Raw genomic sequence first — 25,070 nt, 5'->3', positions numbered from 1 at the left:
AATCAACATAGATTTCATGAAATTCCTATATCTAAAATTAATGTGTTCTTAATTAGGTTAATAGGAGTCTGTAAAATTTTGGTTTTCGTTATATATGTAGGTGAAATCTGTGATTTGTTACAAGGATAACTTTTATTTTCAATTTTCATTAAAACTATCGATGATTCAAAAATGTTATCTTAGTCGTTTAAAATGTTGTAATGCGTAGAATTCTTTTCATTTTCCTTTTAGTTTCAAGTTGTTTTAGAATCAAGGCACAAGTGGCCTCAAACTATAATATTTCCTTTGAAAATGCCGGACATCACGAAGCGGTTGTTGACGCCGTTTTTACGGATTTAACGGAAAAAACTGTAGAATTTAGAATGAGTAGAACCTCACCAGGTCGTTATGCTTTGCATGAATTTATGAAGAATGTTTACGGCGTTAAGGTAACCGATGGTAAAGGAAAGGTATTAAAAACATCAAGACCCGATCCGTATTCCTGGGAGGTTTCCGGACATGACGGGACCATAAAAGTGCATTATATTTTATTCGCTAATCGAGGTGGCGGCACCTATTCTCAAATAGATGATACCCATGCGCATTTAAATATGCCGGCAACTTTTTTGTATGTGCCGAGTTTAGAAGATAAAGCTATGGAAGTCACTTTTAATGTGCGTGAAGATTTGAAATGGAAAGTTGCAACACAATTAAAGCATGTAAAAGACAATACCTACTACGCCGAAAACTTGCAGTATTTTATGGATAGCCCAACCGAGATAAGCAATTTTAGTGAACGTTCTTTTCAGGTAAACGGACAAACCATAAACTTCGTATTGCATCATAACGGCACTGAAGCGGAATTAGATGAATATTTTAACCGCGTTAAGAAAATTGTTCTAGAGGAAGAACAGGTGTATGGCGAATTGCCAAAGTTCGATTATGGTGAGTATACTTTTTTGGTGTGTTATATTTCTAACGCTTCAGGCGATGGTATGGAGCATAGAAATTCAACCATTGTTACCAACACACGTAGTTTGGCCGATGGCGGAATGGATGCGAATTTAGGAACAGTCGCTCACGAGTTTTTTCATTGCTGGAACGTAGAGCGTATTCGTCCTGATACCTTGGAGCCGTTCGATTTTGAAGAGGCTAATATGAGTGGAGAACTTTGGTTTGCCGAAGGATTTACCAGTTATTACACGACATTAACCTTATGCCGATCGGGTTTAATAAGTGAAGAGCAATATTTAAATGGTATTACAGGAACCTTTAATTATGTTTGGAATTCTCCGGCGAGACAATTTTTCAATCCTATTGAAATGAGTTATCAGGCGCCGTTTGTTGATGCGACTCGTTCAGTAGATCCTGTGAATAGAGACAATACATTCATTTCTTATTATTCATACGGAAATATGCTTGGCCTGGCTTTAGACTTGTCGTTACGTCAAAACGGATTAAATCTCGATGGTTTTATGAAACTGGTTTGGAACAAATACGGTAAAAATGAAAAGTCATATACCGTTGAAGATTTGCATAATACGTTAAATGAATATGCCGGAGAAGCTTTTGGATCTCACTTTTTTAAGAATTACATCTATAAAAGTGATATGCCAGATATGAAGGCTTTATTAAGTTCTGTAGGTGTGACTTTAACTCAGGATTTAGATAAACCCGATTTTGGAGTTTCAGTAAACGACGAAGGTTTTATTTCCAAAAACACCATTATCGGAACAGCAGCATATAACGCCGGACTGGAAGAAGGTGATAAAATTTTAAAGGTAGATGGAATAGATTTCACAACTTCTAATAACTTTAATGTTTTAATAGCTAGTTTAAAGCCAAATGATAGTATTCAAATTGAGTTTGAACGGTTTGGTGTGCCGAAGAGAACAAAAGTGACTTTACTACCAAACAGAGCATATAGCTTAAGCCTGTTTGAAGCTAACAATCTAAAGTTGAATGCCAAACAAAAAACGGCCAGAAAGGCTTGGTTGTCTTCTAAGCAATTAAACTAATAATTTGTACTTTTGAGTACATCCAATTATAAATATTCTATGAAATCAATAGTTTTCCTTTTATTACTTTTTATCACATCTGTATCGTTTGCTCAAAATAATTATATTGTTAAAACCGAAGATGGTCGCAGAGTTCTGTTAAAAGCTGATTACACCTGGGAATATATTGATGCCATGCCTAAGGATGTTCCCAAAAAGGATATTTCTGAAGCTATATCTGTAAAAGATGATGCTTGTAAATTGGGTGAAGGTTTTGAAGAACCTAAACTAAACAATAAAATTCAATCGCAGTTAAAGAAAGGCCGAGCGACTATTGATGATGTAAAAGCTAAAGTCGCTAAAGATTATAATTGTTCAGTAGAAGAGGTGATCCTGTTATCTGCCTCAGAGCAAAAATCTAAAGGCAGATATCAGTTTTGTGCCAATGGGAAAAAGGTCGATTATAAGCGAACCGGGTTTACCATTATTGAAGCAGGTAAATTATTTTAAGGCTTCAAATAGTTTTTCCATATCGTTTACAATAACCAATTCAACATCTGCGAAAGGTTGTTTTAAGGTTTCTATTCGAGATTTGAATGATTTTATGTCATTCTTCGATAGCTTTTCTTTTTGTGACAGCTTCAATAAAAACTTAGCACTTTCCGAAAGGTTAAACGATAAAGATTCCAGCGGTGCTATCTTAGGGCTTTTATCTATTTTTTGAAAAGCTTTATGGTTTTTTGACCAAGCTTCCAATAGTGTAATAATATCCGATTTGTGCGCTTCGTTAGGTGATTCAGTATAGTTTGTAACGGCTTTTTTAAATTTTAAAGCATCGTTGGCGTCTACATTACAGGCATCGGCAAATAGGGTGAAAGGCGAGTAGGTTTTATACTCGGTACCGCCTTCATTTCGGCTGTAAATTTTAAGTGGTTCACAAACATTAGAAAGTATTTCCAATCCTGAAATATCCTGATTATTACTCAGGTTTCTTAAAATTACCCCTTTGTTTCTAATATGGGTAATGCCAACCTCTTCCAATCTATAATTAATAACTTCTAAACGTTTCAGCATCTTATCAACATCCGTAATGTCTTTTTGTGACCATAAGCGCTCGGCTATGGCAGCTGTTCTTGGCCAGATTCTGGAGTCGATGGTTAATGGTGTTACCAGTTCGCTCCACATGGTGACTTCGCCACCTAAAATACGGTTTCGTTCGTCTTCGGTTAGTTGTACATCTCCAATCGGTTCGGTTTGGTAATGTTTCACCACAGATTCCATGCGGTCAATATAAAATCCGTTAGATAAAATGGTGTTATACCCTTTTTTAGCAGCTTCAATTAAGGTTCCGCCCTTTGCTAAGCCTTCATGTTCACCTCTCCACGAATGAATAATGGCTGTTTTCGGCATATTTGGTGTCATAATTTCATCCCAGCCAACCAGTTTTTTATCTAGTTTTTTCAGAATTTTTTCTAATCGGATATTAAAATAGGTTTGTAAATCGTGATTAGTAGCAAGATTATGTTCTTTTTTAAACTGTTGAATATGCTCGTTAGCATCCCAGTGTTTGCCTTCGTTTTCATCGCCGCCAATATGAAAATAACTGTCAGGGAATAAGGGGGCTATTTCAGTAAATAAGTTTTCTAAAAAAACATATACATCCTCTTTTGTAGGATCTAAAGTCGGATCGAAAACACCCGCATAACGTTCAATTTTATAGGTTGCTCCGGGTTTACTTCCAAGTTCAGGATAGGCCGTTAAAATGGCTGTAGCGTGACCAGGAACATCAAATTCCGGAATTACTCGAATGCCAAGAATAGAGGCATACTCTACAATGTCCTTGATTTGTTCTTGAGTATAGTATAGTCTGTCGGAAGCCAATTCGTGTAGTTTGGGATAGGTTTTCGACTCAATTCTAAAGCCTTGGTCGTCTGTTAAATGCCAGTGAAAGACATTCATTTTTACAGAAGCCATAGCGTCGAGATTGCGTTTTATAACGTCTATGGGATGAAAGTGTCTGGAAACGTCAATCATTAAACCACGCCATACAAAACGTGGGGCATCGGAGATAGAAACACCGGGTAGATAGTATTCAGAATTGGTGTTCGTTAATAATTGTAAAAGTGTTTCCAATCCTCGAATGGCCCCAACATCTGTATTGGCAACAAGTGTTACTTTGTTAGAATTTATATCTAATTGGTAAGACTCGTCATCTTGAATAATTAACTCAGCAGACTTTTTATAAGTTATTTGAATTGATGCTTGTTGATTGTTAGATAGTGGTACGGCGAAACCTTCATTTATAAAGACACCACTTCGGTTAGATAAACGTCTTAAAAATGAAGTGACGCCGTGCTGAACCCGTTTTTGATTTTTACCGTCAATAGACACGGTTAGGTTTTCATCTATAATGAAACGTTGGTTATTTTCCTGTATCGATTTTGGCCATGGCATTAAATTGTAGGTTTCCATTAAATTGGATTGAGAGAAACAATTTAAAGTGATTAGGTAAAGTATAGCAAGTAATCTAGTCATGTTAATTTTTAAAAGTGGTAGCGTTTAAAGGCTTCAATAGCCGCATATTCGGCTAAGCCTAAATCATTGTATTTTTTTGCAGTCAAGCGGTTGCGGTCTTCGGCACGTACCCAGAATTCTCTGGAATCGTCGCCTTGAAACATCACACCGTCTTTTTGCGATTGGTGGTAAAAAATAGCATGACGTTTTTTAAGCACCTGATCGGGACTCATAGGTATGGCCATATCAATTTCATATGATTCCCATTCATGCCAGGCGCCACGATACAACCAAACCCAACAGTCGTTCATGTGGGGTACTGATTTTAATTCTTCCAAAGCCATAAACAAGGCATTTAAACACACACGATGTGTACCATGCGGATCGGCTAAATCGCCGGCGGCATATATTTGATGCGGTTTTATGCTTTCAATCAGGTTACACATGATACTGATATCAGCTGAAGTTAAATGCCCTTTTTTAATGGTTCCGGTTTCGTAAAACGGAAGATCTAAAAAGTGTACATTTTCATCTTTTAAACCTAAATAACGTGTAGCACCAAGCGATTCGCCACGGCGTATTTTCCCTTTAAGGTTTCGCACTTCCAAGCAATCGATGTCGCTTTCTCGTTTTGTTTTTAGGTATGAAATAATTTTATCTATTTCTGAATTCGGTTCGAAAAGGTTTGCTATTTCTGCAAATTTTAATGTCTCTTCGTCTGAAACAGCAATGTTTCCTGAAGTTTGGTAAGCCACATGCACTTCGTGACCTTGCTCTACAAGGCGATCGAAGGTGCCTCCCATTGAAATGACATCGTCGTCGGGGTGTGGACTAAATATAATAATGCGCTTTTTTTCTGGTGTAGCGCGTTCAGGACGGTAGGTGTCATCGGCATTTGGTTTTCCTCCAGGCCATCCTGTTATGGTATGTTGTAATTGATTAAACATTTTAATGTTTAAATCGTAAGCAGTGCCTTCTTCGGTTAATAAGCCAGACATGCCATTATCGTTATAATCCTTATCAGTTAGTTTTAGAATAGGTTTATTTAGTAATTCACTTAGCCAAACCACAGCTTTTAATTTTAAAATATTGGTCCATAAGCAAGAAGTAACTAACCAAGGGGTTTTTACACGGGTTAGTTCTAAAGCAGCTTCATGGTCTAACACAAAGGTTGTGTTGTGGTGTTCCTGTAAATAGGTTGCTGGAATGTTTGGGGTTATGTCGCCCTCAATGGCTTGTTGTATAATTTCAGCTTTATTGTTTCCCCAAGCCAATAAAACAATACGTTTAGCACTTTTTATGGTGCCAATTCCCATAGTAATGGCTTTACGCGGAACGTTATCTATTCCTAAAAATGACGAAGCAGCATCAACACGTGTAATGTGATCTAAAGTGATGCTTCGTGTACCGGAGTTGAGGTGTGATCCGGGTTCGTTAAAACCGATATGTCCTGTACGTCCAATACCTAACAATTGAAAGTCTAATCCGCCATAAGATTTGATTTTCATTTCATAATCAATACAGAATTGATAAAGTTCGTCGGTAGGCACTTTGCCATCTGGAATATTAATGTTTTCTGAAAGTATATCTATGTGGTTGAACAAGTGTTCATGCATAAAGTAGTAGTAACTCTGAATATTATTTTTATCCATTGGATAGTATTCATCGAGATTAAAAGTAACTACATTAGAGAAACTTAAACCTTCTTCTTTGTGCATACGAACCAGTTCTTCGTAAACTTTAATAGGAGATGATCCGGTTGCTAAGCCAAGTATACATGGTTGTCCTTGCGACTGTTTATCACGAATTAATGTGGCTATTTCCTGAGCAACAATTAATGAAGCTTCATGAGAAGATTCGAAAATAACATTGTGAATTTTTTCAAAGCGCGTTTCTTCAAATTTTCCAGCCTCCCTGTAGGCGATACTTTTATAATCAGTAATATCTACTCTCATTTTCATCTGTTTTTTAAAAGCAAGCAGAACAATGTTCTGCTTGCTTGTTAAGAGCTCTCTTTCAAATTAAAAAACGCTCTGTTTAAACTAAACCAAAAAATATATGCTTATGAAAATCTTAAAAATTTGCAGCACCTGTATCCCACCATAATCTGGTGCCTCCGTTGTCTGGGCCTTTTAACATACCTACAGCAGTTTGTACATTAGCACCATTGGTGTTTTTTTCAACATCTACGAAGTTGATTCTACGGATTTGAATATCGGTATCTATTGTACCACCACTGTTATTTATAACTACAGGGAATACTCTTGGGTAACCAGTGCGTCTAAATTCACTCCAGGCTTCCTGACCATCAGGGAACATAGCAATCCATTTTTGAGTAATGATTTGCTCCAGTTTCTCTTCGTTGGTTCCAGCATCATCAAAAGCAATCGTAACATCACTTGGATACGTATAATCATTAGCAGCGTTTAATGCATCAACAAAATCGTTAGGTGTACTTGTACTATCAGCTAAATATGTGTCAACACCGCCAACACCAAATTGTGAAAATGATGCTTTAACTCCCATTTCGTAGTTTGTTTTTGCATCGCCTGCGCCTGCCCAGCCACGTAAAGCAGCTTCTGCTTTCAAAAAATAAACTTCGGCAGATGTCATCCATATTTTGTCGGTGCCTTCAACCACCTGACCAATAGTAGAGTGACTTCCGTATTGCCCTTTAGCTTCTATTTCAATACCTTGACGAATACCTTTGTAATCACCTAAAGACGCATCAGCAGGAGCGTTAAAGTATTTTTCAATTCTACCGTCGTTAAATCCTTTTAAGATAGATTCCATTTCGGCACTCATGCAAATGTCTCCCCATACATTACTAATGGTGTATACTGGGTGAACGAATCCGCCCATATCAATTAACATGTTTTCTGTTTCCATTAAACCAGCGTTACTCGATAAGGATTTTTCACCTTCGGTTTTGGCTAATGCCGCATCAACTTTCGATACGCGAATGGCTAAACGTAAACGTAATGAGTTTGCGAACATACGCCACTTAGCAATATCGCCACCTAAAGACGATTGATCGAAAGGAATGAATTGTGCATCACCTTCGTAAGCTTCAAGTCCGTCGATAGCTTCGCCTAATTGAGCAAAGAACGTTTTATAAGCGGTTTCCTGAGAATCGTATTCTCCAGTGGTTGCAAAGTCATTGAATTTTGAATATCTGATTGGTCCGAATACATCCGATACACGGTGCATGGCCATAACTTTAATGATGTCTCCTAAGAAGACAAATTTTTCTCCTGAAGGATCGCCGGTTAATTCAACCATTTGAGCAATGTCTCTGGCATATGGCATGACACCATTACCATTTTGAGAATCGTATGCATCTCCCCAAATGAAACCGTTCCAACCATTAACCAAAGCATAAGTCTGGTTATTAATGTTACCAGCAAAAGGCGTTGGAGCCGTCATATAACCTGAAAATATATCGGCATTCAGGTTTTGTTGTAACTGGTAGTTCCAGGCTGGTTCTACACGTATAACATTAGCGAACATTGGAGCAAAATTAGACCCGATGTGGTTGTTTTGTTGTGTTAACCCACCAACTAGTTCTTCACCATAAGGATCGGTATTTAAGTCTTCAAAGTGGTCGGTACAATTTGTTAAGCTTATGGCCACAACCGAAGCCAGAGTATATTTTAATATATTTTTCATCTTTCTTAGAAATTTATGTTAATGTTTAACCCTACGCTTCTTGTAGAAGGCTGGTTATAAATATCTACACCTTGTAATCCTAAACCGGTACTTGCTGCAATATTCGGATCGAACGGTGCATCTTTATAAAAGAAGAATAAGTTGTTTGCGATGATTGAGAAGTTAATATTATCAATAAAGCCACCTTGACTCATGATTAATTTGTAACCAACAGAAAGTTCTCTTAAGCTCACGTTTGTTGCATCATAAACATACTCACCTAATATACCTGCTCTTCCGCCAACAGCACTGTAGTAGTCTTGTGCCGTTATTTGAGAGGCATTTCCAGCTTCGTCAACCACATTAATCATTCCGCCATTATTATTTCTGGCATCGGCAGACGCTTGAGATACACCGTAATAATCGTTTACTGCTTCAGTAACACTCATAACATCTCCTCCAAATTTACCATCGATAAGGAAGTTAAAGTTGAAATTTCCAAAAGTGAAATTGTTGTTCCATCCTAATGTGAAATCTGGTTGTGCATGTGCTACTGTTTCAAAATCGGTAGACATTAATGATCCAGAATCATTGATTACAGGTGTGCCATTTTCATCTCTGATTAATGAACGTGCTTTTATACTACCAAAATCTTCTCCTTCAATTAAAGAATACTCATAACCATTTACACCACGAGCTGTTATTATAGCATCACCATTTTGTAAGGCAGGGTGAACAGATACGACTTTGTTATCGTTTTGAGCAAAGTTGAAAGCTGTATCCCAGTTAAAGTTATCTCCAACTACTGGTTTTCCGTTAAGCACAACTTCGAATCCTTTATTAGAAATCTCACCAGCGTTTACAATGTTTTGAGAATAACCATATGGGTTAGGTTCTGCCTGAATGTAGAAAATCTGGTTTGTAGTTTTAGTGTCATAGTAGGTAAAATCGAATCCTAAACGATTACCTAAGAAACGCCACTCAGTACCAAACTCTAAAGATTGTTGAAGCTGAGGTTTTAAAGTTTCACCTTCTTTAGGTCCAACAGATGGCTTAAGAATGTTTGATGAGGTTGCACTGATTTTATATAAAGGAATCGTTGCATAGTTTGGAATATCGGTTCCTACTTCAGCATACGAAACTCTCGCTTTAGCAAATGAAATAGCTTTTGGTAATTCAACCATATCACTAATAATTCCTGTTAAACCAACAGAAGGATAGAAGAATGAATAGCTATCTGTAAGTGCTAAGGTTGAAGACCAGTCGTTTCTTCCGGTTACATCTAAAAATAATAAGTTTTTATAACCAAAATTTACAGATGCAAATACCGACTGCATTTCTTTTCTACCAACACTTTGAGAGATGTTGTTAGTTGTTAAAAAGTTTGCAATAGTGAAATAGTTAGGGTATTTAAGACCAGCACCATCACGACCAGAATCTAAAAGAATTTGATCTCCAATGGTGTATTTTGTTAAACTGGTTCCTAATAGCCCAGAGAAAGTGAAATTATCTCCGAAATCTTTGTTGTAGTTCGCAATGAAATCGACATACTGTTGATTGTTTTCGGTTTTTTCTAAAATGTATCTTCCGTTATCACCAGAGTTTACAGGATCTGTTCCGGCGTATTGTTTTTTCTCGTAAGTAAAGAATGATTTATCGTAGCTAGCTCTCGATTGTAAAGAGAACGCATCGGTAATTTGATATTTTAATGAAGCGTTAATTAAAACACGTTGAGCGATATCTTTTCCAGGTGTTCTGTAAGCTAACCAATATGGATTTTGTTGAATGTTTTCATCAAACGATGTTGCGTACTGATCCATTTGATTTAAGGCCGTATTGAAATATTCAAATTTCTCTTTGTAACTATTTCTATCGATACCCACAGGGTTTAAATAGTGTCCTGTTAAAGGATTGGCATATAAGCCATTTGTAGGACGGTTCCAGATGCGTTGGTCTGATAAGTTTACACTTGCAGATACATCCATTTTTTCATTTAAAAACTTAGCTGTTTCCCTTAAAGTAATGTTGTTTCTTGTTAATCGGTTTTCAGGGATAACACCTTCACCAATAGTATTTGCATAAGATAAGTATGTCTGTGCTTTTTGGTTTCCAGCTGTTAACGATAAAGCGTTAATTGAAGTGAATCCTGTATTGAAGAACGATTCAGCATCGTTGTTTAAGCCAGATGTTTTAGCTCCCCACGATTTTGGGTCAGTTACATTTCCATTTTCTGCAATAGCCTGTCCAACAGAATTACTTTGGTATTCCGATTGTAATTTAGGTAAGGACATAACATTGTCGGCTGTAAAGCTTGAGTTAAAGTTTACAGTTAAAGCGCCTTCTTTACCTTTTTTAGTGGTAATTAAAATAACCCCGTTAGCACCTTGACTACCGTAAAGTGCAGAAGCCGATGCTCCTTTTAAAACGGTCATACTTTCAATGTCATCAGGGTTAATTAATGACATGGCATCACCACCATCACGGTTACCAGTCTGACTACCAAAAATATCGGTTCCAGGTTCGTTTCCGTTAGCGCCGTTACCTGAGTTTAACATAGGGATACCATCGATAACGTAAAGAGGATCGTTATAAGAAGTCGAGGCATTACCTCTTAAAACTACTTTAGTAGCTCCCCCTAAGCCAGATGAACTTCTGGCAATGGTAATACCGGCAGATTTACCAGATAAACTGTTAATTGGGTTGGTTTGTTTAACACGAGTAAGCTCGTCGCCACCAACTTCCTGAGCAGAATAAGTAAGTGCTTTTTTCTCTTTCTTAATACCTAAGGCAGTAACTACAACTTCCGCAAGTTGTTCGTTGTCTTCTGCTAATTGCACATTGATAGTGTTTGAATCGGCAACAGTTACCTTTTCAGTCGTCATTCCTAAGAAGGAGAATGTTAATACATCACCGGCTTTTGCCATAATGGTATATTTTCCATCGAAGTCGGTAAGTGTACCGGTAGAGGTGCCTTGAATAATTACGTTACCCCCGGCGATAGGCATACCGTCTGTTTTGGAGGTAACAGTTCCTTTAATTTCCTTTTCCTGGGCAAACAATTGTATGCTGAAGAATAAGAAGGAAAACAAGAGAGTTGTTTTTAAGTAATACTTCATAATTTTGAATGTTTAGTCTTGTTATTTGCTATCAATGTTATTTATTATAAAAATTGTTTTAAAAAAAAATATCTGAACTACATCATTTTACACACAGAAGACAGATAATTATCGATAAGCGATTTTGAGAATATAAACTCTTGATGAAATTATTGTTAATTAATTATTATATTCTTAAAATTGCTTTAGATAGTTTAATCCTTTTATCGATTTTTTAATAATAATTTAAACCAAGACCCTTGTTGAAGCTTAAGATAAAGAATACCATTTCACCTAAATATCATGTGCTTTTTTGGCTGTTTTACTTCATGTTTAATGTGGTAAGATGGGGGAGTTATTTTAACGATTACTGGTATTCTGTTAAATCTAATCTTGTAGAATTTCCAATTCATATTATCGTTGTTTATATAAACATTTACTACCTAATCCCTAGGTTAATTTTAAAGCGACGGTATTTAACTTATGTGCTAAGTCTGGTTTTTATGTTGGCCATGGTATATTTGGTAAGAACAGGCTTAAATTATGTTTTAGTAACCAAAGATATTTGGCCAGAAGCCGGAGGATCAGGTGAATTTATGCAGCTTAATCATATTATAGCTGTTGTTTTAGGGGAACTTTATGTGATAGGTTTTGTTTCTGCAATAAAACTGGTTATTGACTGGAGTCTGGAAAAGCGCCGTAATGAAAAGTTGGCAAAGCTTCAATTAAGTACCGAATTGAAATACTTACGAACCCAGATACAACCCCATTTCTTTTTTAATACCTTGAATAATTTATATGCACTTACGTTGAAAAAGTCTGATAGCGCGCCGCAAATGGTGATTAAAATATCAGATCTTATGCAATACGTGTTGTATGAAGTGAATAGTTCCAAGGCCGATTTATTAGAGGAAATCAATCATATTAATACCTATATTGATGTCGAACGTTTACGTTTTAATGAGCGTGTAGAATGTGAAATGGATATTATTGGTGATATTGAAGATGTAAGCGTGCCACCCCTGTTATTCCTGACGTTTATCGAAAATTGTTTCAAGCACGGATTAAAAGGTTGCGAAAATGTAAGGGTAAACATGAGTTTTGAAGTACTTAATAAAGACTATTTAGAATTTAAACTGTCGAATACTTTTAATGCCAAATCTAGTATAAACAATAATCAAGGTATTGGTATTGCCAATACCAAACGCAGGTTAAGCTTATTGTTTAATAGTGATTATGAGTTTAAAACTACTATAGAAAACAATGTGTATAACCTGTACTTAAAAATACCTATTCGATGAAAATAAAATGTGTAATCATTGACGATGAAGCCCTGGCTATTGAGGTGATTGAAGATCATTTAAAGAACTTCGATCATATTGAAATTGTCGGAACTTTTACCAATCCTTTGAAAGCCTATGGTGTTTTAGAGCAGGAAAAAATTGATGTGGTTTTCCTCGATATTAATATGCCGCAGCTTAACGGTTTTGCATTTATCGAAAATCTCAGTTATAAACCTCACATTGTTATAACAACTGCGTACAGGGAATACGCCGTAAAGAGTTTTGAACTTGATGTTTTAGACTATCTTGTAAAGCCAATTCCCTTTAATCGATTTTTAAAAACCATTAATAAAGTCTATCAGCAGGTATATTTAAATAGTTCTTCATCTGATATAGGATTTCAGCAGGAACCGCATTTATTTTTAAAGGTGGGTAAGAAATTAGTTAAGGTGAATTTGAATGATATTTTATACATAGAAAGTTTAAAGGATTATATTAAGGTTATAACGACGCTGGGTGATTACGTGGTACATAAGTCTTTGACGGCGATTTCGGAAGAATTACCACAATCCAATTTTCTGCGTGTTCATCGTTCTTATACCATTTCAATAAATAAAGTAAATTCGGTTGAAGGTAATATGGTAGAAATTTCAAATAGAAAGATTCCCATTGGAAGAAATTATGTGAAAATTACACGAGAACGCATTTTAAATACTGTTGAAGATTCTGAAAATTAAAGTGTTTTAAATGTCTGCAAGCCAAAGAATTCAATCAGTAGATTTGTTGAGAGGTGTGACCATTGTTGCCATGATTTTAGTTAATAATCCGGGTAGTTGGTCTAGTGTTTACGCTCCTTTGTTACATGCCGAATGGCATGGATTAACACCAACCGATCTTGTGTTTCCTTTCTTTTTATTTATTGTGGGAATATCGATTTACTATGCTTATAAAAATAAGAAAGGTAATATTCAGACCTATAAAAAGATTGGTATACGAAGTTTAAAGTTAATAGCTTTAGGTCTTTTTTTAAGGGCATTTATGCCAACGTTTCCTTTTATTCAGAGTTGGGAAAGCTTCCGTTTTATGGGTGTTTTACAGCGTATTGGTATTGTGTTTTTTATTACAGCAGTTTTGTATTTAAATTATAATTGGAAAGTCCTTTTAGGTATTGCACTTGGTATTTTGTTAAGTTATTGGTTGTTATTGGGATTTGTACCATTGCCAAATGGTATGGCTCCAAGCTTTGATAAAGTTGCCAATAATTGGTCTATGTACATTGATTCAATAGTTTTAGGAGGCCATATGTGGAAATCTGATTATGATCCTGAAGGCATATTAGGAACGGTGTCAGCAATACCAACATGTTTACTTGGCGTGCTAATTGGTAAGGTTCTAGATAAACCTATAGAGCGAAAAGCTTCAATATTAGTAGCAATAGGGTTATTGTTTTTGGTTGTAGGTTATGTATTTAGTTTTTGGTTCCCAATAAATAAAGCGTTGTGGAGTAGCAGTTTTGTATTGGTTACCGCTGGCTATGCTACAGTTATTTTGGCAATTATTTATTATATAGTCGATGTGAAACATTGGCATTTTGGTAGTGTTTTCAAAAAGGTTGGTATGAATGCCATAACTATTTATTTTCTATCAGGATTTATAGCAAAGAGTTTTTATTTAATTCCTGTAGGAGAACATTCCAATATTCATTCCTGGTTGTATTCAACGTTTTTTCAATATGATTTTTTAGAGGCTAAATTGGCATCATTATGTTATGCTCTAGTAGTTGTTTTGTTCTATTTAGGGCTAGGAAATTACTTGTATAAAAAAGGTGTTTTTATCAAGGTTTAAGCACTGTTTTTCATTTTAAGATGAACGATGTAGTGAAAGTCAATTAAATCATTTAAATGTGTATATTTGAGGGAAATGCATGCTTATGATAGTAAACGATTCTAATAGCTTAACTTTTTTTACACCCGAAGCATCAGGCGAACTTGGTGCAATATTTTTTGATACAGGTATTTCTTGTGGATTTCCTGCGCCGGCAGAAGATTTTAGCGAACAACGGTTATCTTTAGATAAAGAGTTGGTTAGAAATAGGGAAACAACCTTTTTTGCTCGCGTTAGTGGACAAAGTATGATAGGTGCAGGGTTAGAGGATAACGACTTACTTGTTATTGACCGTAGCCTTGAACCTCAAAATAACCGAATAGCAGTTTGTTTTTTAGATGGTGAATTTACAGTAAAGCGATTACGCGTAGAGCAGGGCGAAGTGTGGTTAAAACCTGAAAATCCGAATTACCCGATTATTAAAATTACTGAAGAAAACGAATTTATCATATGGGGTATCGTCACGAATGTGATTAAGAAAGTGTAACATTCTTCAAAAGATTTATAAAACAAAAAACGCGAAACTAAATGTTTCGCGTTTTTTTTATTCTGAATAAAGGAAGTTTTAGTCAACTAAAACAATCACTTTATTATCTTTCATTTCAACAGTACCAGATTTGATTTTTAAGGTTAAAACTTTGTCATCATCATGGTGAGGATTAACTTCAGAATGTAACGCATCAAAAACCAGGTGGCTTTGTGTGTGTGTATGAATTTTAATGGTTCCTTCAGTTAAAATAGACACGATTGCGGCGTGGTCATTTAAAATCTGAAACTCACCATTAATACCAGGTAATGCTACAGAATCAACTTCTGAGTTAAATAGGGTAGCTTCTGGTGATACAATTTCTAAATTCATAATGTTTTATAATTTTCTATTGAATATTAAGCTTCAGCTAACATTTTCTCTCCAGCTTCGATGGCTTCTTCAATAGTTCCTTTAAGGTTGAACGCTGCTTCTGGTAAGTGATCTAATTCACCGTCCATAATCATGTTAAATCCTTTAATAGTTTCTTTAATATCTACTAACACACCTGGAATACCAGTAAACTGCTCTGCTACGTGGAATGGTTGAGATAAGAAACGTTGAACACGTCTAGCACGAGATACAGCTAATTTATCTTCTTCAGATAACTCCTCCATACCAAGGATAGCAATAATATCTTGTAATTCTTTGTAACGTTGTAATAACTCTTTTACACGTTGTGCACAGTCGTAGTGCTCTTTTCCTAAAATATCAGCAGTTAAGATACGAGAAGTAGAATCTAATGGATCTACCGCAGGATAAATACCTAACTCAGCAATTTTACGAGATAATACCGTAGTAGCATCTAAGTGAGCAAACGTTGTTGCAGGCGCCGGGTCAGTTAAATCATCCGCAGGTACGTAAACCGCTTGTACAGATGTAATAGATCCTTTTTTAGTTGAAGTAATACGCTCTTGCATCGCACCCATCTCTGTCGCTAATGTTGGTTGGTAACCTACTGCAGAAGGCATACGACCTAATAATGCAGATACCTCAGAACCAGCTTGTGTAAAACGGAAGATGTTATCTACGAAGAAAAGTACGTCTTTTCCTTGTCCGTCTCCAGCGCCATCACGGAAATACTCAGCGATTGTTAAACCAGATAAGGCAACACGTGCACGTGCTCCTGGTGGCTCATTCATCTGTCCGAATACGAATGTCGCTTTAGATTCTTTCATTTTTGATTTATCTACTTTAGATAAATCCCATCCTCCAGCTTCCATAGAGTGCATAAAGTCTTCACCGTAACGGATAATTCCAGACTCTAACATCTCTCTTAAAAGGTCGTTTCCTTCACGAGTTCTTTCTCCTACACCAGCGAATACTGATAAACCACCGTGACCTTTTGCAATATTGTTAATTAACTCCTGAATTAATACTGTTTTACCTACACCAGCACCACCAAATAATCCAATTTTACCTCCTTTTGCGTAAGGCTCAATTAAGTCGATTACTTTAATACCTGTAAATAAAACTTCAGTAGAAGTAGATAAATCTTCGAATTTTGGTGCTTCTCTGTGAATTGGTAAACCAGCTTCACCAGCTTTTGGTAAATTTCCAAGACCGTCGATGGCATCACCAATTACATTGAATAAACGTCCGTAAACATCATCTCCAATCGGCATTTGTATAGGTGCTCCAGTTGCAACAACCTCAGTTCCTCTGCTTAAACCATCAGAAGAATCCATAGCAATTGTACGTACGGTGTCTTCACCAATGTGAGACTGTACTTCTAATACTAATGTAGAACCATCAGCTTTCTTAATTTCTAATGAATCATAAATTTTTGGAAGTTCTGAACCAGCTCCAAACTCAACGTCGATAACCGGACCTACTATTTGTGCAACTTTACCTGTAACTTTAGACATTACTTATATGTTTAATATTATGCGTTTTAATTCAATGAAAACACTTCTAGTTTTCGGCTGCAAAGATAATTTTTTTAATTTAAAAAGAAAGTTGTTTTTTCAGGTTTTTTAGAATAAAAAAACACCCTCATTTTGAAGGTGTTAAATTTTATTATTAAAAGTCTTGTTATTGCAGTGTTGGCGAATAATTCGTTGGGTAATTTCCTATATCAACCAATTGTCCTGAATCTACAAAATTAGAATTGTAGGTCGCATCTATAGCTTTCATAAATTCGTTAGCTAAATAAGCATAACCTCTGGCAGTTAAATGCACCCCATCTAAAGAAAAGGCTCCACCAACAACTAAATTAGAGGTTAAAGTATAATCTCCACTTGTTACACCGCCATTTGCCAATTGATTTAGTATAGAATTGGTATCTACCATTGCTAATCCGGCTTGTTGTCTTACATTATCAATAATAGCATTAAAGGTTGAAGTTGCGGTAGATATTTCTTCTTGTTCTTCAGGTGTTAAAACCCATTTATCGGCTAAAGGAATGGCAACTCCATTAACGGTTTGGGGATTTCCAGGAACAGCTTCGGTACCTATAAACGTTGAAGCCGTTAGCACTAATAAGTCATCTGCAGTTGCCTGTCTCATACTTACTAAAGCTGGATTTAAACCAGTTAAATCGGTTAAGTATTCATCCATAATAACCACTGCATTGGTTGTTCCAGCTTCAAATGTTATGGTTCTTTTAGCAATTTCAGCATCTGCTGCATCCTGGGTCATTAAACCATTTCCAACGAGATAGGCAAATGCTTGAACAATACCCGCATTGTAAGCACCGTAAGCCGATGTACTATTTAAGTAAGCTGCAGTTGCAGCATCTAATGGAATTGGATTGTGAGGTACTGTTGTAAAGTGTGGAATACTAATCACATCAGGAATATTAGCCACAACACCTTTTGCTCCTTGCGAGGTTAGTGTTGCAATAATAGCGCCGTAAGTTTGAGTAAACCCAACACCTATAGCGCCATCTAAAGGCGTAATTGGACTGCTGCCATCTCCTCCAGATAAGGCATAGCCTAAAACATCGTTATTTCCTATCCACAAAGAAAAGAATGTCGGCGATTGTGCCATAGCATCACCCAATACAGTAGCGGAGGTACTCGAAGCCATACGTACAAAGTATGGATTGGCTGTCATTGGGTCTGTTAGTAACCCTGAAGGATTTCCTAAGCCATCATATAATAAATGATAGGATTTTGCTCCCGGTACGCCCATATTATTAAATGGCCCTGTTGGATTATTTAATGCTAAATCTGTTGAAACGTTTATAGAACCAATTACAGATTCTAAGGAAGCAGGACCTGAGCCGTTAAAAACTAAACGAGGCTCAGCTATTCTTGTACCTCCGTAGGCTAATCCACCATAGTTGTCGTTCATTAAAGGTTGTTTAAATTCACCTCCTCCTGCTAATGCAAATTTTGAAGCCAGGATATTGGGAATTGAATTTTCCTGAGCGGCAATAAACAGAGCGTTATCGGTATAACCAGCCGTAAGTGAATTTCCTAAAGATACATAAGTTGAAAAATCGGCTGTTCCTGATGTTAATGCCGGAAGAATAACTTCTGCTTCTTCACGGTTAACATCTTCCAAATCGTTACAAGCTGTAAGCCCGGTTGTAATTAATAACAGGGCAATATATTTTAATTTCATGATTTTCATTTTATAAGTTATTAATTACCCACGAAGCGTAGTACATAGACCCGATGTAACCCGTACCAAAGGCGGTATAATATTCTTTGCCTGTTAGGTTTGTTCCTCCTATTTTAAACTGAGATTTTAGCTTAGGAACCGTATAACTAATTTGAGCATCTAACACATGAAATTCCGGAATGGCTCCATTTCCGAAGGTCGCTTCCCAATAGTAATCATCACTAAATCTATAAGAGATATTGAATCCTAAGTTTTTAATAACTTCCGGATTACCAAATGAAGCTTTGAATTTATGCTCTGGCGTATTGAAGAACGTAGTGAAGTCTGGATATTTACTTTGATCGAAATCTAATTTAGCATAGGTGTAACTACCGCTTAAATCGTAATTACCAAAAAGTTTAGTCGATACACTTATAGATGCTCCATATGAATTAACATTAGCAGGCGAATTGGTATATGTGCTATAGGCCTGGAAGTCACCATTCGAAATTGCAGCTACTGATAAGCCTCCATCTCCCACAGTTCCATAGTAAGGAGAAACCACAACTTCTTGTGAAAGGAAGTCTTTGTAAGAGTTGTAATAAGCACTAAAATCGATTACGAAATTGTTTATTTTTCCACGATAACCAATTTCACCTGAAGTTACTTTTTCAGGTTTAACAAGTTCTGGATTAGAAATTTCTAAAACACTTGGGTCTCCGGTTTCGCCTAATAAGGCAACTGAGCTTGATGTGTAAGAGTTGTTATAAGCGACAGCTCCTGTTTGGGTAATGGTTGCAGGCTGTCCGTACAGAGTTTGCCCTGTGGCGCTAACATTATAGGTTCTTGACCATCGGTCTAAATTCTCTGGTGCCGATCCTACCAAGATGGCACGTCCGGCATCAAGTCCGATGAACAAATCCTGAGTAGTTGGATTTCTAAACCCGGTTTGAACGGAGGCTCTAATGTTATGGTCTTTATTAATCGTTAAACCTGCAGAAAGTCTTGGAGAATAAAATCCATCGAAAAATTCGGATTTATCATAACGAATAGACCCGGTTAATTTCAGATTTAAACTTTCATTTAAATCAAAGGCTTTCTGAATTTGGGAGTAAATACCATATTCTGAGTAATCAATGGTTCCGTCGGTGTCAGTATAAATAGTTCCGAAGGAGTTTAAACTGTATTTTCTGTATGAACCACCAACCTGAATTTCAGCCCAGTCTATCAAATGGCTAAAGTTGTAATTGGCATCGGTATGGTAATATTCTGAGGCATCCTGAAATTTTGATCCGGTAGATAAATCAGGGTCATTAATACTTTTGTTAAACGCTGCGATATATTGTGGAGTTCCAGGAAGGTAACGTCCTGTATCTGCAACAGACCTAGCCATAGCATGTGCCTGTTCTTCGGTAGCGCCACCAAGAGTTGCCTGGACAAAAGTTCCCGCATATTCACCAAACCAGGTTTCATCGTCCTTCCATGCACGGTTAATGTTTATTCCTGTAAATACCATGTCGTAAGAGTCTCCCGCTTTATCGGTTACAACATAGGTTCTAACGAAAAAATTATCGTTTTTAACTTCTAATTTATGTTGCTGTTGAAAGAAACCATCAATATAGTAGCGATTGGTGCCCTGATACAAGGTTGTTCCTGTACCTACTTTTCCAACATACTGAATTTCGAAATCGTTAGCCCAAGGTCTGAAATATAACCCCCAGTCGGCTTTAACACTTTCAGCATTATAATCGGTTAAATACTTTTCGTTATATCCTGTTCTACTAACATCTACTGAAGGCACAAGGGCATTAGCGCCACTTGGTAAAATACCTAAGCCTTCTAAAGCAACGGCCACTTCTTTTATATTCGTAGAAACTTCATCACCATAAACATTAATACCGTCGTAATTTGGATTTAATCTGGTGCCTCCAGGTGTCATTTTATCAGCTTCACTGGTTGCGGCCCAGTCTGTACCTTTTAAATATCCGAAATTCACTTTTGCAGCAAAGTGTTCTGTGAATTTATGAGCAGCTCTAAAACTAACATCAGTATATGGGTTGTCACCTGCGGCTTTTTGCGAAGTGATACCGCGTTTTACTGAAGCACTAATACCGTGGTGTTTAAACGGATTTTTACTTCTCATGAATAAAATACCGTTGAAGGCATTTGCTCCGTATAGTGCTGAAGAGGCACCAGGAAGTAGCTCAACGCTTTCCACATCAGTTTCAGTCATTCCCACTAAATTTCCTATAGGGAAGTTTAAGGCAGGAGTGGAGTTGTCCATACCGTCTACCAATTGCATAAAGCGATTGTTGGCAAATGTGGCAAATCCGCGCGTATTAACCGATTTAAAGGTTAAACTATTGGTGTTGATATCAACGCCTTTTAGATTTTCAAGGCCATCATAAAAATCAACAGATGTTGTATTCTTGATATCTCTTAACCCAAAACGCTCCACGGTAACGGGCGATTCAAAAATACGTTCAGGAGTTCGCGATGCTGAAATAACCACTTCATCTAATGAGGTTCCTTCTTTTAAAATGAAGGTAATTATTTGCCCGTCTTTTGTTATTTCTTCTGTAGCCGTATCAAAACCAACACTACTGGCTTGAACTTTAAACGGCGGAGTCATATTTACAGTTAAACTGAAATTTCCATCAAAATCACTCACGGTTCCTGTAGAGGTTCCTACAACCACCACGTTCGCTCCTGGAAGCGGAAGGTTGTTGTCATCCTTAACAATACCGGAAATTTTTGTTTGTGCATTGGATACAAAACACCATAGCAACAACAAGACAGGGAGAATTGTTTTCATTTAAAATTAGTTAAGTTTTAGTTTAGTAAGACACAAAAATCAATTGCGTATTGATAAAAATATAAAAAATTATGCATGCATAGTATATTTTGCAAAAAAAATCATGAAATTTTATCTATTCCATAATAGCTGTCGGAAAAATATAAAAAAAGCGCCAAAAGTAATTTTATTTTTGGCGCTTTTTAAAAATGTATTGTTGTTTTTTATTCTACGGTAACCGATTTGGCTAAATTACGAGGTTGATCCACGTTTTTACCTAATAAAACTGCAATATGATATGATAACAATTGCAGCGGAATTGTAGTTAATAAAGGTGATAATGATTCTAAAGTTTCAGGAACTTCAATCACGTGATCGGCAAGTGCTCTTACCTGTTCATCGCCTTCGGTGACAATTCCGATAATTTTTCCTTTTCTAGACTTAATCTCCTGAATGTTGCTCACTACTTTTTCGTAATGCCCTTTTTTGGTTGCGATAACGACGATTGGCATATTTTCGTCAATCAAAGCAATTGGTCCGTGCTTCATCTCTGCAGCCGGATAACCTTCAGCATGGATATATGAAATCTCCTTAAGTTTTAAAGCGCCTTCAAGTGCTACCGGAAAATTGTACCCGCGACCTAGATATAAACAGTTGCGTGAATCTTTATATAAATCTGAAATCTCTCTAATATGGGCATCGGCTTCTAAAGCTTTTTCCACCTTTTTAGGAATCATTTCTAGTTCTAATAAATGCTGACGGAATTCAGAACTACTAATAGTTCCTTTAGCTCTGGCCAACCTTAATGCCATTAGTGTTAATACAGTAATTTGGGTTGTAAAAGCTTTGGTTGAAGCTACTCCAATTTCTGGTCCCGCATGAGTGTAAGCACCTGCATCAGTTTCGCGAGCAATAGAAGATCCTACAACATTACAAACACCAAAAACAAATGCGCCTTTAGACTTGGCAAGTTTTATAGCAGCTAATGTATCGGCAGTTTCACCAGATTGTGAAATGGCGATAACAATATCGTTCTCGTTAATGATGGGATTTCTGTATCTAAACTCTGAAGCATATTCTACTTCAACCGGAATTCTTGCTAAATCTTCAAAGATATATTCAGCAACTAAACCAGCGTGCCACGACGTGCCACAAGCTACAATTATGATTCTGTTAGCATTAAGGAATTTCTTCATGTTATCCTCAACACCTGCCATTTTAATAATAGCTTCGTTTCTTAACAATCTACCGCGATAGGTATCGGTAATGGCTTTAGGTTGCTCGTGAATTTCTTTTAACATGAAATGCTCGTAACCCCCTTTTTCTATTTGTTCAAGATTTAGTTTTAATTCCTGAATATATGGATCGACTAAAGAATCGTCTTTAATTTTTCTGACTTTAATCTCACGATGCAGTCTCACAATAGCCATTTCTTCATCTTCCAGGTAAATGGCATTTTTAGTGTATTCTAAAAATGGAGAGGCATCGCTGGCGATAAAGAATTCGTCTTCACCAACACCAACCGTTAACGGACTTCCTAATCGCGCAATAACAATTTCATCCGGGTTGTTTTGGTCAAAGACAGCAATAGCGTAAGCTCCGATAACCTGATTTAACGCAATCTGTACTGCTTTACCAAGTTTTACATCTTCTTGCTTTTGAATGTCTTCAATAAGATTGATTAAAACTTCGGTATCAGTATCCGATTTAAAGGTATAACCTCTGGAGATTAATTCTTTCTTAAGCGATTCGTAATTTTCAATAATTCCGTTATGAATTATCGCCAGATTTCCTGAGTTTGATACATGAGGATGAGAATTGACATCGTTTGGGACACCATGCGTTGCCCAACGCGTATGACCAATTCCAATGTTTCCAAATGTGTTGTTTTCGTTTTTACAACGTTCTTCTAAATCGGAAACCTTTCCTTTTGTTTTAGATATTCTAAGGTTATCGCCATCATAAAGCGCTACCCCAGCACTATCGTATCCTCGATATTCAAGGCGTTTTAAGCCTTCAATAATGATAGGATAGGCTTCACGCTTGCCTATATATCCTACAATTCCACACATAAATCTTATTCCTTAGGTTCAGTGAAAAATACTTCTAATTTCATTTTTACAGTTTCAGAAACATTATCGTTCGTTCCGTGTAAAATGGTCCCTCTTGGTGTAATAATGGAAGCAGCAGGTACATTTGTTACTTCGCTACCTTCACTATCTAATATTTTAGCATTTGTGGTTGAGTTTACATTAGTCGATAAAACCAAACCAACTTTCGTATTTGTTGAATCTCTTAATAAAATATTATTCAAATGTTCTGTGATGCGGATTTTGTATTTAGCTTGTCCGTTTTCGTCGTTTTCTCTGCGTTGCCCTAAATGTACAACAATAGAATTGAAAGGATCTGCTGTATTAGAAATTGGATCTACAGAATAGTCAATTAAAGGGATGTTGTTGTTAACATCATAAGCGTATAGGCGATCGTATTTGTGGAAATCTCCATCTCCTCCGGTATTCATACTCTGGTCTTCATAAACGATTAATTGCGCATCGTTAATTAGACGTTGTAAAATATAGTTGCCTCTTTCGTCTTTTTTGTATTCTCCGCTTTCAAGTAAAACTCTGTGGTTGTCAATAAATGTTTTTAAATCTTCATCTGTTGGGAATAAATCTACAACAGCCATGGAGCCTTCTGTACCCTTTAAATATAATTTCTCATCGCCTTCTGTTGAGTTGCCATCCGCAAGAGTTTGTAAATTATAGTTATTGATAAATGTATTTAACCGTTTACCAGAAAAACTAAGAGTATAAGTGCTGTTAGACTTCGTTGTTGTTGCATTATCACCAGTTCCTGTTGTGGTATTATACGAATAGTAAATAACGATATTAGCATCAGAAGAAGCTAAGTTTAACATAAGCATATGTCCATCAGCAGAGATAGTTTCAGCTTTAAAGTATAATCCTCTGAAATAGTTTCTAAAGGCACTTGCATTTGAAAGCACGTCGTTATCTTCTTGATCAATGATGTGTGATTGCCAAAAATCTGTATCTAATTTTACGCGAAACGAAGGCGCTAAATTAGTGCTTGAAGTTACTTCATTATCTTCATCTCTTGTAACCAATAGAATTCTCTTTGCACTTGGTATAAATGAAGGAATTGCTAAGATGGTATCAGTCGTGTATTTATGGTCATCAAAATTAATTGTAGACGATCCGTTTAAAGCAAAATTATCAGTAACATTTATTTCACCATCTGCTTTTGAGTAGTAATATTGAACGTCGCCTAGCTCTGCCGTTGGGTCAAAATCTCTTAAGAAATATTCATTTTTAAAAACGGTTAATTTAATAGGAGCTTCGGCATTGCCATATAAAGAGTCGCCAATGGTATATTCGTTTAACCCTTCGTCGTCTAGACCTTTAATTCTGCTGTAGTAAGGAATGGTCATCACTACAGAATCAATAACGGTATCGTCACCAAAATCCGGACTGTAACTAGAAGGTGTAACCTGTGTTACTATACTTGCAGTGGTTTGACCAAAAGCAGGATCGTTAAAAACACCAAGAAGGTTAGATGTTAATCCATCTATTTGTAACGAGTTTAATTTTTTGTTATATGCTAGTATGGGTAAGGACTCTCTATTGGTTTGAAAGTTGGTATTGTCATCTCCAAGTACATCACTTTCTACAGATGCAAAGTCTTTATCGCAAGCCAAAAAGGAAGAGATGATTACTGAACAAACTGCACAAAATTTAAGGGCGCTAATGGTCTTTTTCATATATAGTTTTGAAAGAATATTTG

General features: G+C 36.5%; 16 protein-coding genes. 6 read left to right on the top strand and 10 right to left on the bottom strand.

Annotation, left to right across the window (positions count from 1 at the left end; translation table 11 throughout):
- Positions 1-200 precede the first annotated feature (200 nt).
- A complete protein-coding gene (locus tag NO995_RS05140; protein WP_258226547.1) occupies positions 201-1,997 on the top strand; it encodes a M61 family metallopeptidase in 1,797 nt (598 codons plus the stop codon).
- Positions 1,998-2,036: 39 nt separating this feature from the next.
- Entirely contained in the window at positions 2,037-2,486 is a 450-nt protein-coding gene (locus NO995_RS05135; protein WP_258226546.1) for a DUF3157 family protein, read from the top strand.
- Here the strand turns inward: NO995_RS05135 and NO995_RS05130 are convergent.
- The 4 genes from NO995_RS05130 to NO995_RS05115 form a co-directional block, all read right to left on the bottom strand.
- Entirely contained in the window at positions 2,478-4,511 is a 2,034-nt protein-coding gene (locus tag NO995_RS05130; protein ID WP_258226545.1) for a beta-N-acetylhexosaminidase, read from the bottom strand. The genes NO995_RS05135 and NO995_RS05130 overlap by 9 nt on opposite strands.
- 8 nt (positions 4,512-4,519) lie before the next feature.
- The gene (nagB, locus tag NO995_RS05125) at positions 4,520-6,445 is read right to left on the bottom strand and encodes a glucosamine-6-phosphate deaminase (RefSeq protein WP_258226544.1); all 1,926 of its coding nucleotides are present in this window, start codon (positions 6,443-6,445) and stop codon (positions 4,520-4,522) included.
- Positions 6,446-6,563: 118 nt separating this feature from the next.
- Positions 6,564-8,159 carry a RagB/SusD family nutrient uptake outer membrane protein gene (locus NO995_RS05120; RefSeq protein WP_258226543.1) on the bottom strand — a complete coding sequence of 532 codons (1,596 nt, stop codon included), beginning with the start codon at positions 8,157-8,159 and terminating at the stop codon, positions 6,564-6,566.
- 5 nt (positions 8,160-8,164) lie between these two features.
- The gene (locus NO995_RS05115; protein WP_258226542.1) at positions 8,165-11,254 is read right to left on the bottom strand and encodes a SusC/RagA family TonB-linked outer membrane protein; all 3,090 of its coding nucleotides are present in this window, start codon (positions 11,252-11,254) and stop codon (positions 8,165-8,167) included.
- A gap of 242 nt (positions 11,255-11,496) precedes the next feature.
- On the opposite strand from NO995_RS05115, the gene NO995_RS05110 reads away from it, so the two are divergent.
- The 4 genes from NO995_RS05110 (at position 11,497) to NO995_RS05095 (ending at position 14,887) form a co-directional block, all read left to right on the top strand.
- Positions 11,497-12,534: a sensor histidine kinase gene (locus NO995_RS05110; RefSeq protein WP_258226541.1), complete on the top strand. Its 1,038-nt coding sequence runs from the start codon at positions 11,497-11,499 to the stop codon at positions 12,532-12,534.
- Complete coding sequence (locus tag NO995_RS05105; RefSeq protein ID WP_240572260.1) at positions 12,531-13,253, top strand: LytTR family DNA-binding domain-containing protein; 723 nt, start codon at positions 12,531-12,533, stop codon at positions 13,251-13,253. Before NO995_RS05110 ends, NO995_RS05105 begins: the two co-directional genes overlap by 4 nt.
- Before the next feature lie 10 nt (positions 13,254-13,263).
- Positions 13,264-14,361 carry an acyltransferase family protein gene (locus NO995_RS05100; RefSeq protein ID WP_258226540.1) on the top strand — a complete coding sequence of 366 codons (1,098 nt, stop codon included), beginning with the start codon at positions 13,264-13,266 and terminating at the stop codon, positions 14,359-14,361.
- 85 nt (positions 14,362-14,446) lie between these two features.
- A complete protein-coding gene (locus NO995_RS05095; protein WP_258226539.1) occupies positions 14,447-14,887 on the top strand; it encodes a LexA family transcriptional regulator in 441 nt (146 codons plus the stop codon).
- A 78-nt stretch (positions 14,888-14,965) separates the two neighbouring features.
- On the opposite strand, the gene NO995_RS05090 is transcribed toward NO995_RS05095, so the two are convergent.
- The 6 genes from NO995_RS05090 to NO995_RS05065 form a co-directional block, all read right to left on the bottom strand.
- Positions 14,966-15,259 carry a F0F1 ATP synthase subunit epsilon gene (locus tag NO995_RS05090; RefSeq protein ID WP_188214463.1) on the bottom strand — a complete coding sequence of 98 codons (294 nt, stop codon included), beginning with the start codon at positions 15,257-15,259 and terminating at the stop codon, positions 14,966-14,968.
- A gap of 26 nt (positions 15,260-15,285) precedes the next feature.
- Positions 15,286-16,794, bottom strand: a complete 1,509-nt coding sequence (atpD, locus tag NO995_RS05085) for a F0F1 ATP synthase subunit beta (protein WP_240572257.1) — start codon at positions 16,792-16,794, stop codon at positions 15,286-15,288.
- Between the two features lie 166 nt (positions 16,795-16,960).
- Entirely contained in the window at positions 16,961-18,496 is a 1,536-nt protein-coding gene (locus NO995_RS05080; RefSeq protein ID WP_258226538.1) for a G-D-S-L family lipolytic protein, read from the bottom strand.
- A gap of 10 nt (positions 18,497-18,506) precedes the next feature.
- Entirely contained in the window at positions 18,507-21,290 is a 2,784-nt protein-coding gene (locus NO995_RS05075; RefSeq protein WP_258226537.1) for a TonB-dependent receptor, read from the bottom strand.
- Positions 21,291-21,493: 203 nt separating this feature from the next.
- Entirely contained in the window at positions 21,494-23,341 is a 1,848-nt protein-coding gene (gene glmS / locus NO995_RS05070; RefSeq protein ID WP_258226536.1) for a glutamine--fructose-6-phosphate transaminase (isomerizing), read from the bottom strand.
- Between the two features lie 5 nt (positions 23,342-23,346).
- Complete coding sequence (locus NO995_RS05065) at positions 23,347-25,047, bottom strand: DUF4270 domain-containing protein (RefSeq protein WP_258226535.1); 1,701 nt, start codon at positions 25,045-25,047, stop codon at positions 23,347-23,349.
- Positions 25,048-25,070: the final 23 nt, after the last annotated feature.

Origin of the sequence: Aestuariibaculum sp. M13 (genome assembly GCF_024723255.1) — a bacterium.
Lineage (GTDB): Bacteria > Bacteroidota > Bacteroidia > Flavobacteriales > Flavobacteriaceae > Aestuariibaculum > Aestuariibaculum lutulentum.
This window is presented reverse-complemented; position numbering and strand designations above follow the sequence as displayed.

Coding starts and splice junctions, on each gene's coding strand:
- atpD (WP_240572257.1), bottom strand. CDS start 16,794: ATGTCTAAAGTTACAGGTAAAGTTGCACAAATAGTAGGTCCGGTTATC.
- NO995_RS05090 (WP_188214463.1), bottom strand. CDS start 15,259: ATGAATTTAGAAATTGTATCACCAGAAGCTACCCTATTTAACTCAGAA.
- NO995_RS05080 (WP_258226538.1), bottom strand. CDS start 18,496: ATGAAATTAAAATATATTGCCCTGTTATTAATTACAACCGGGCTTACA.
- NO995_RS05140 (WP_258226547.1), top strand. CDS start 201: ATGCGTAGAATTCTTTTCATTTTCCTTTTAGTTTCAAGTTGTTTTAGA.
- NO995_RS05095 (WP_258226539.1), top strand. CDS start 14,447: ATGATAGTAAACGATTCTAATAGCTTAACTTTTTTTACACCCGAAGCA.
- glmS (WP_258226536.1), bottom strand. CDS start 23,341: ATGTGTGGAATTGTAGGATATATAGGCAAGCGTGAAGCCTATCCTATC.
- NO995_RS05105 (WP_240572260.1), top strand. CDS start 12,531: ATGAAAATAAAATGTGTAATCATTGACGATGAAGCCCTGGCTATTGAG.
- nagB (WP_258226544.1), bottom strand. CDS start 6,445: ATGAGAGTAGATATTACTGATTATAAAAGTATCGCCTACAGGGAGGCT.
- NO995_RS05075 (WP_258226537.1), bottom strand. CDS start 21,290: ATGAAAACAATTCTCCCTGTCTTGTTGTTGCTATGGTGTTTTGTATCC.
- NO995_RS05135 (WP_258226546.1), top strand. CDS start 2,037: ATGAAATCAATAGTTTTCCTTTTATTACTTTTTATCACATCTGTATCG.
- NO995_RS05065 (WP_258226535.1), bottom strand. CDS start 25,047: ATGAAAAAGACCATTAGCGCCCTTAAATTTTGTGCAGTTTGTTCAGTA.
- NO995_RS05115 (WP_258226542.1), bottom strand. CDS start 11,254: ATGAAGTATTACTTAAAAACAACTCTCTTGTTTTCCTTCTTATTCTTC.
- NO995_RS05130 (WP_258226545.1), bottom strand. CDS start 4,511: ATGACTAGATTACTTGCTATACTTTACCTAATCACTTTAAATTGTTTC.
- NO995_RS05100 (WP_258226540.1), top strand. CDS start 13,264: ATGTCTGCAAGCCAAAGAATTCAATCAGTAGATTTGTTGAGAGGTGTG.
- NO995_RS05120 (WP_258226543.1), bottom strand. CDS start 8,159: ATGAAAAATATATTAAAATATACTCTGGCTTCGGTTGTGGCCATAAGC.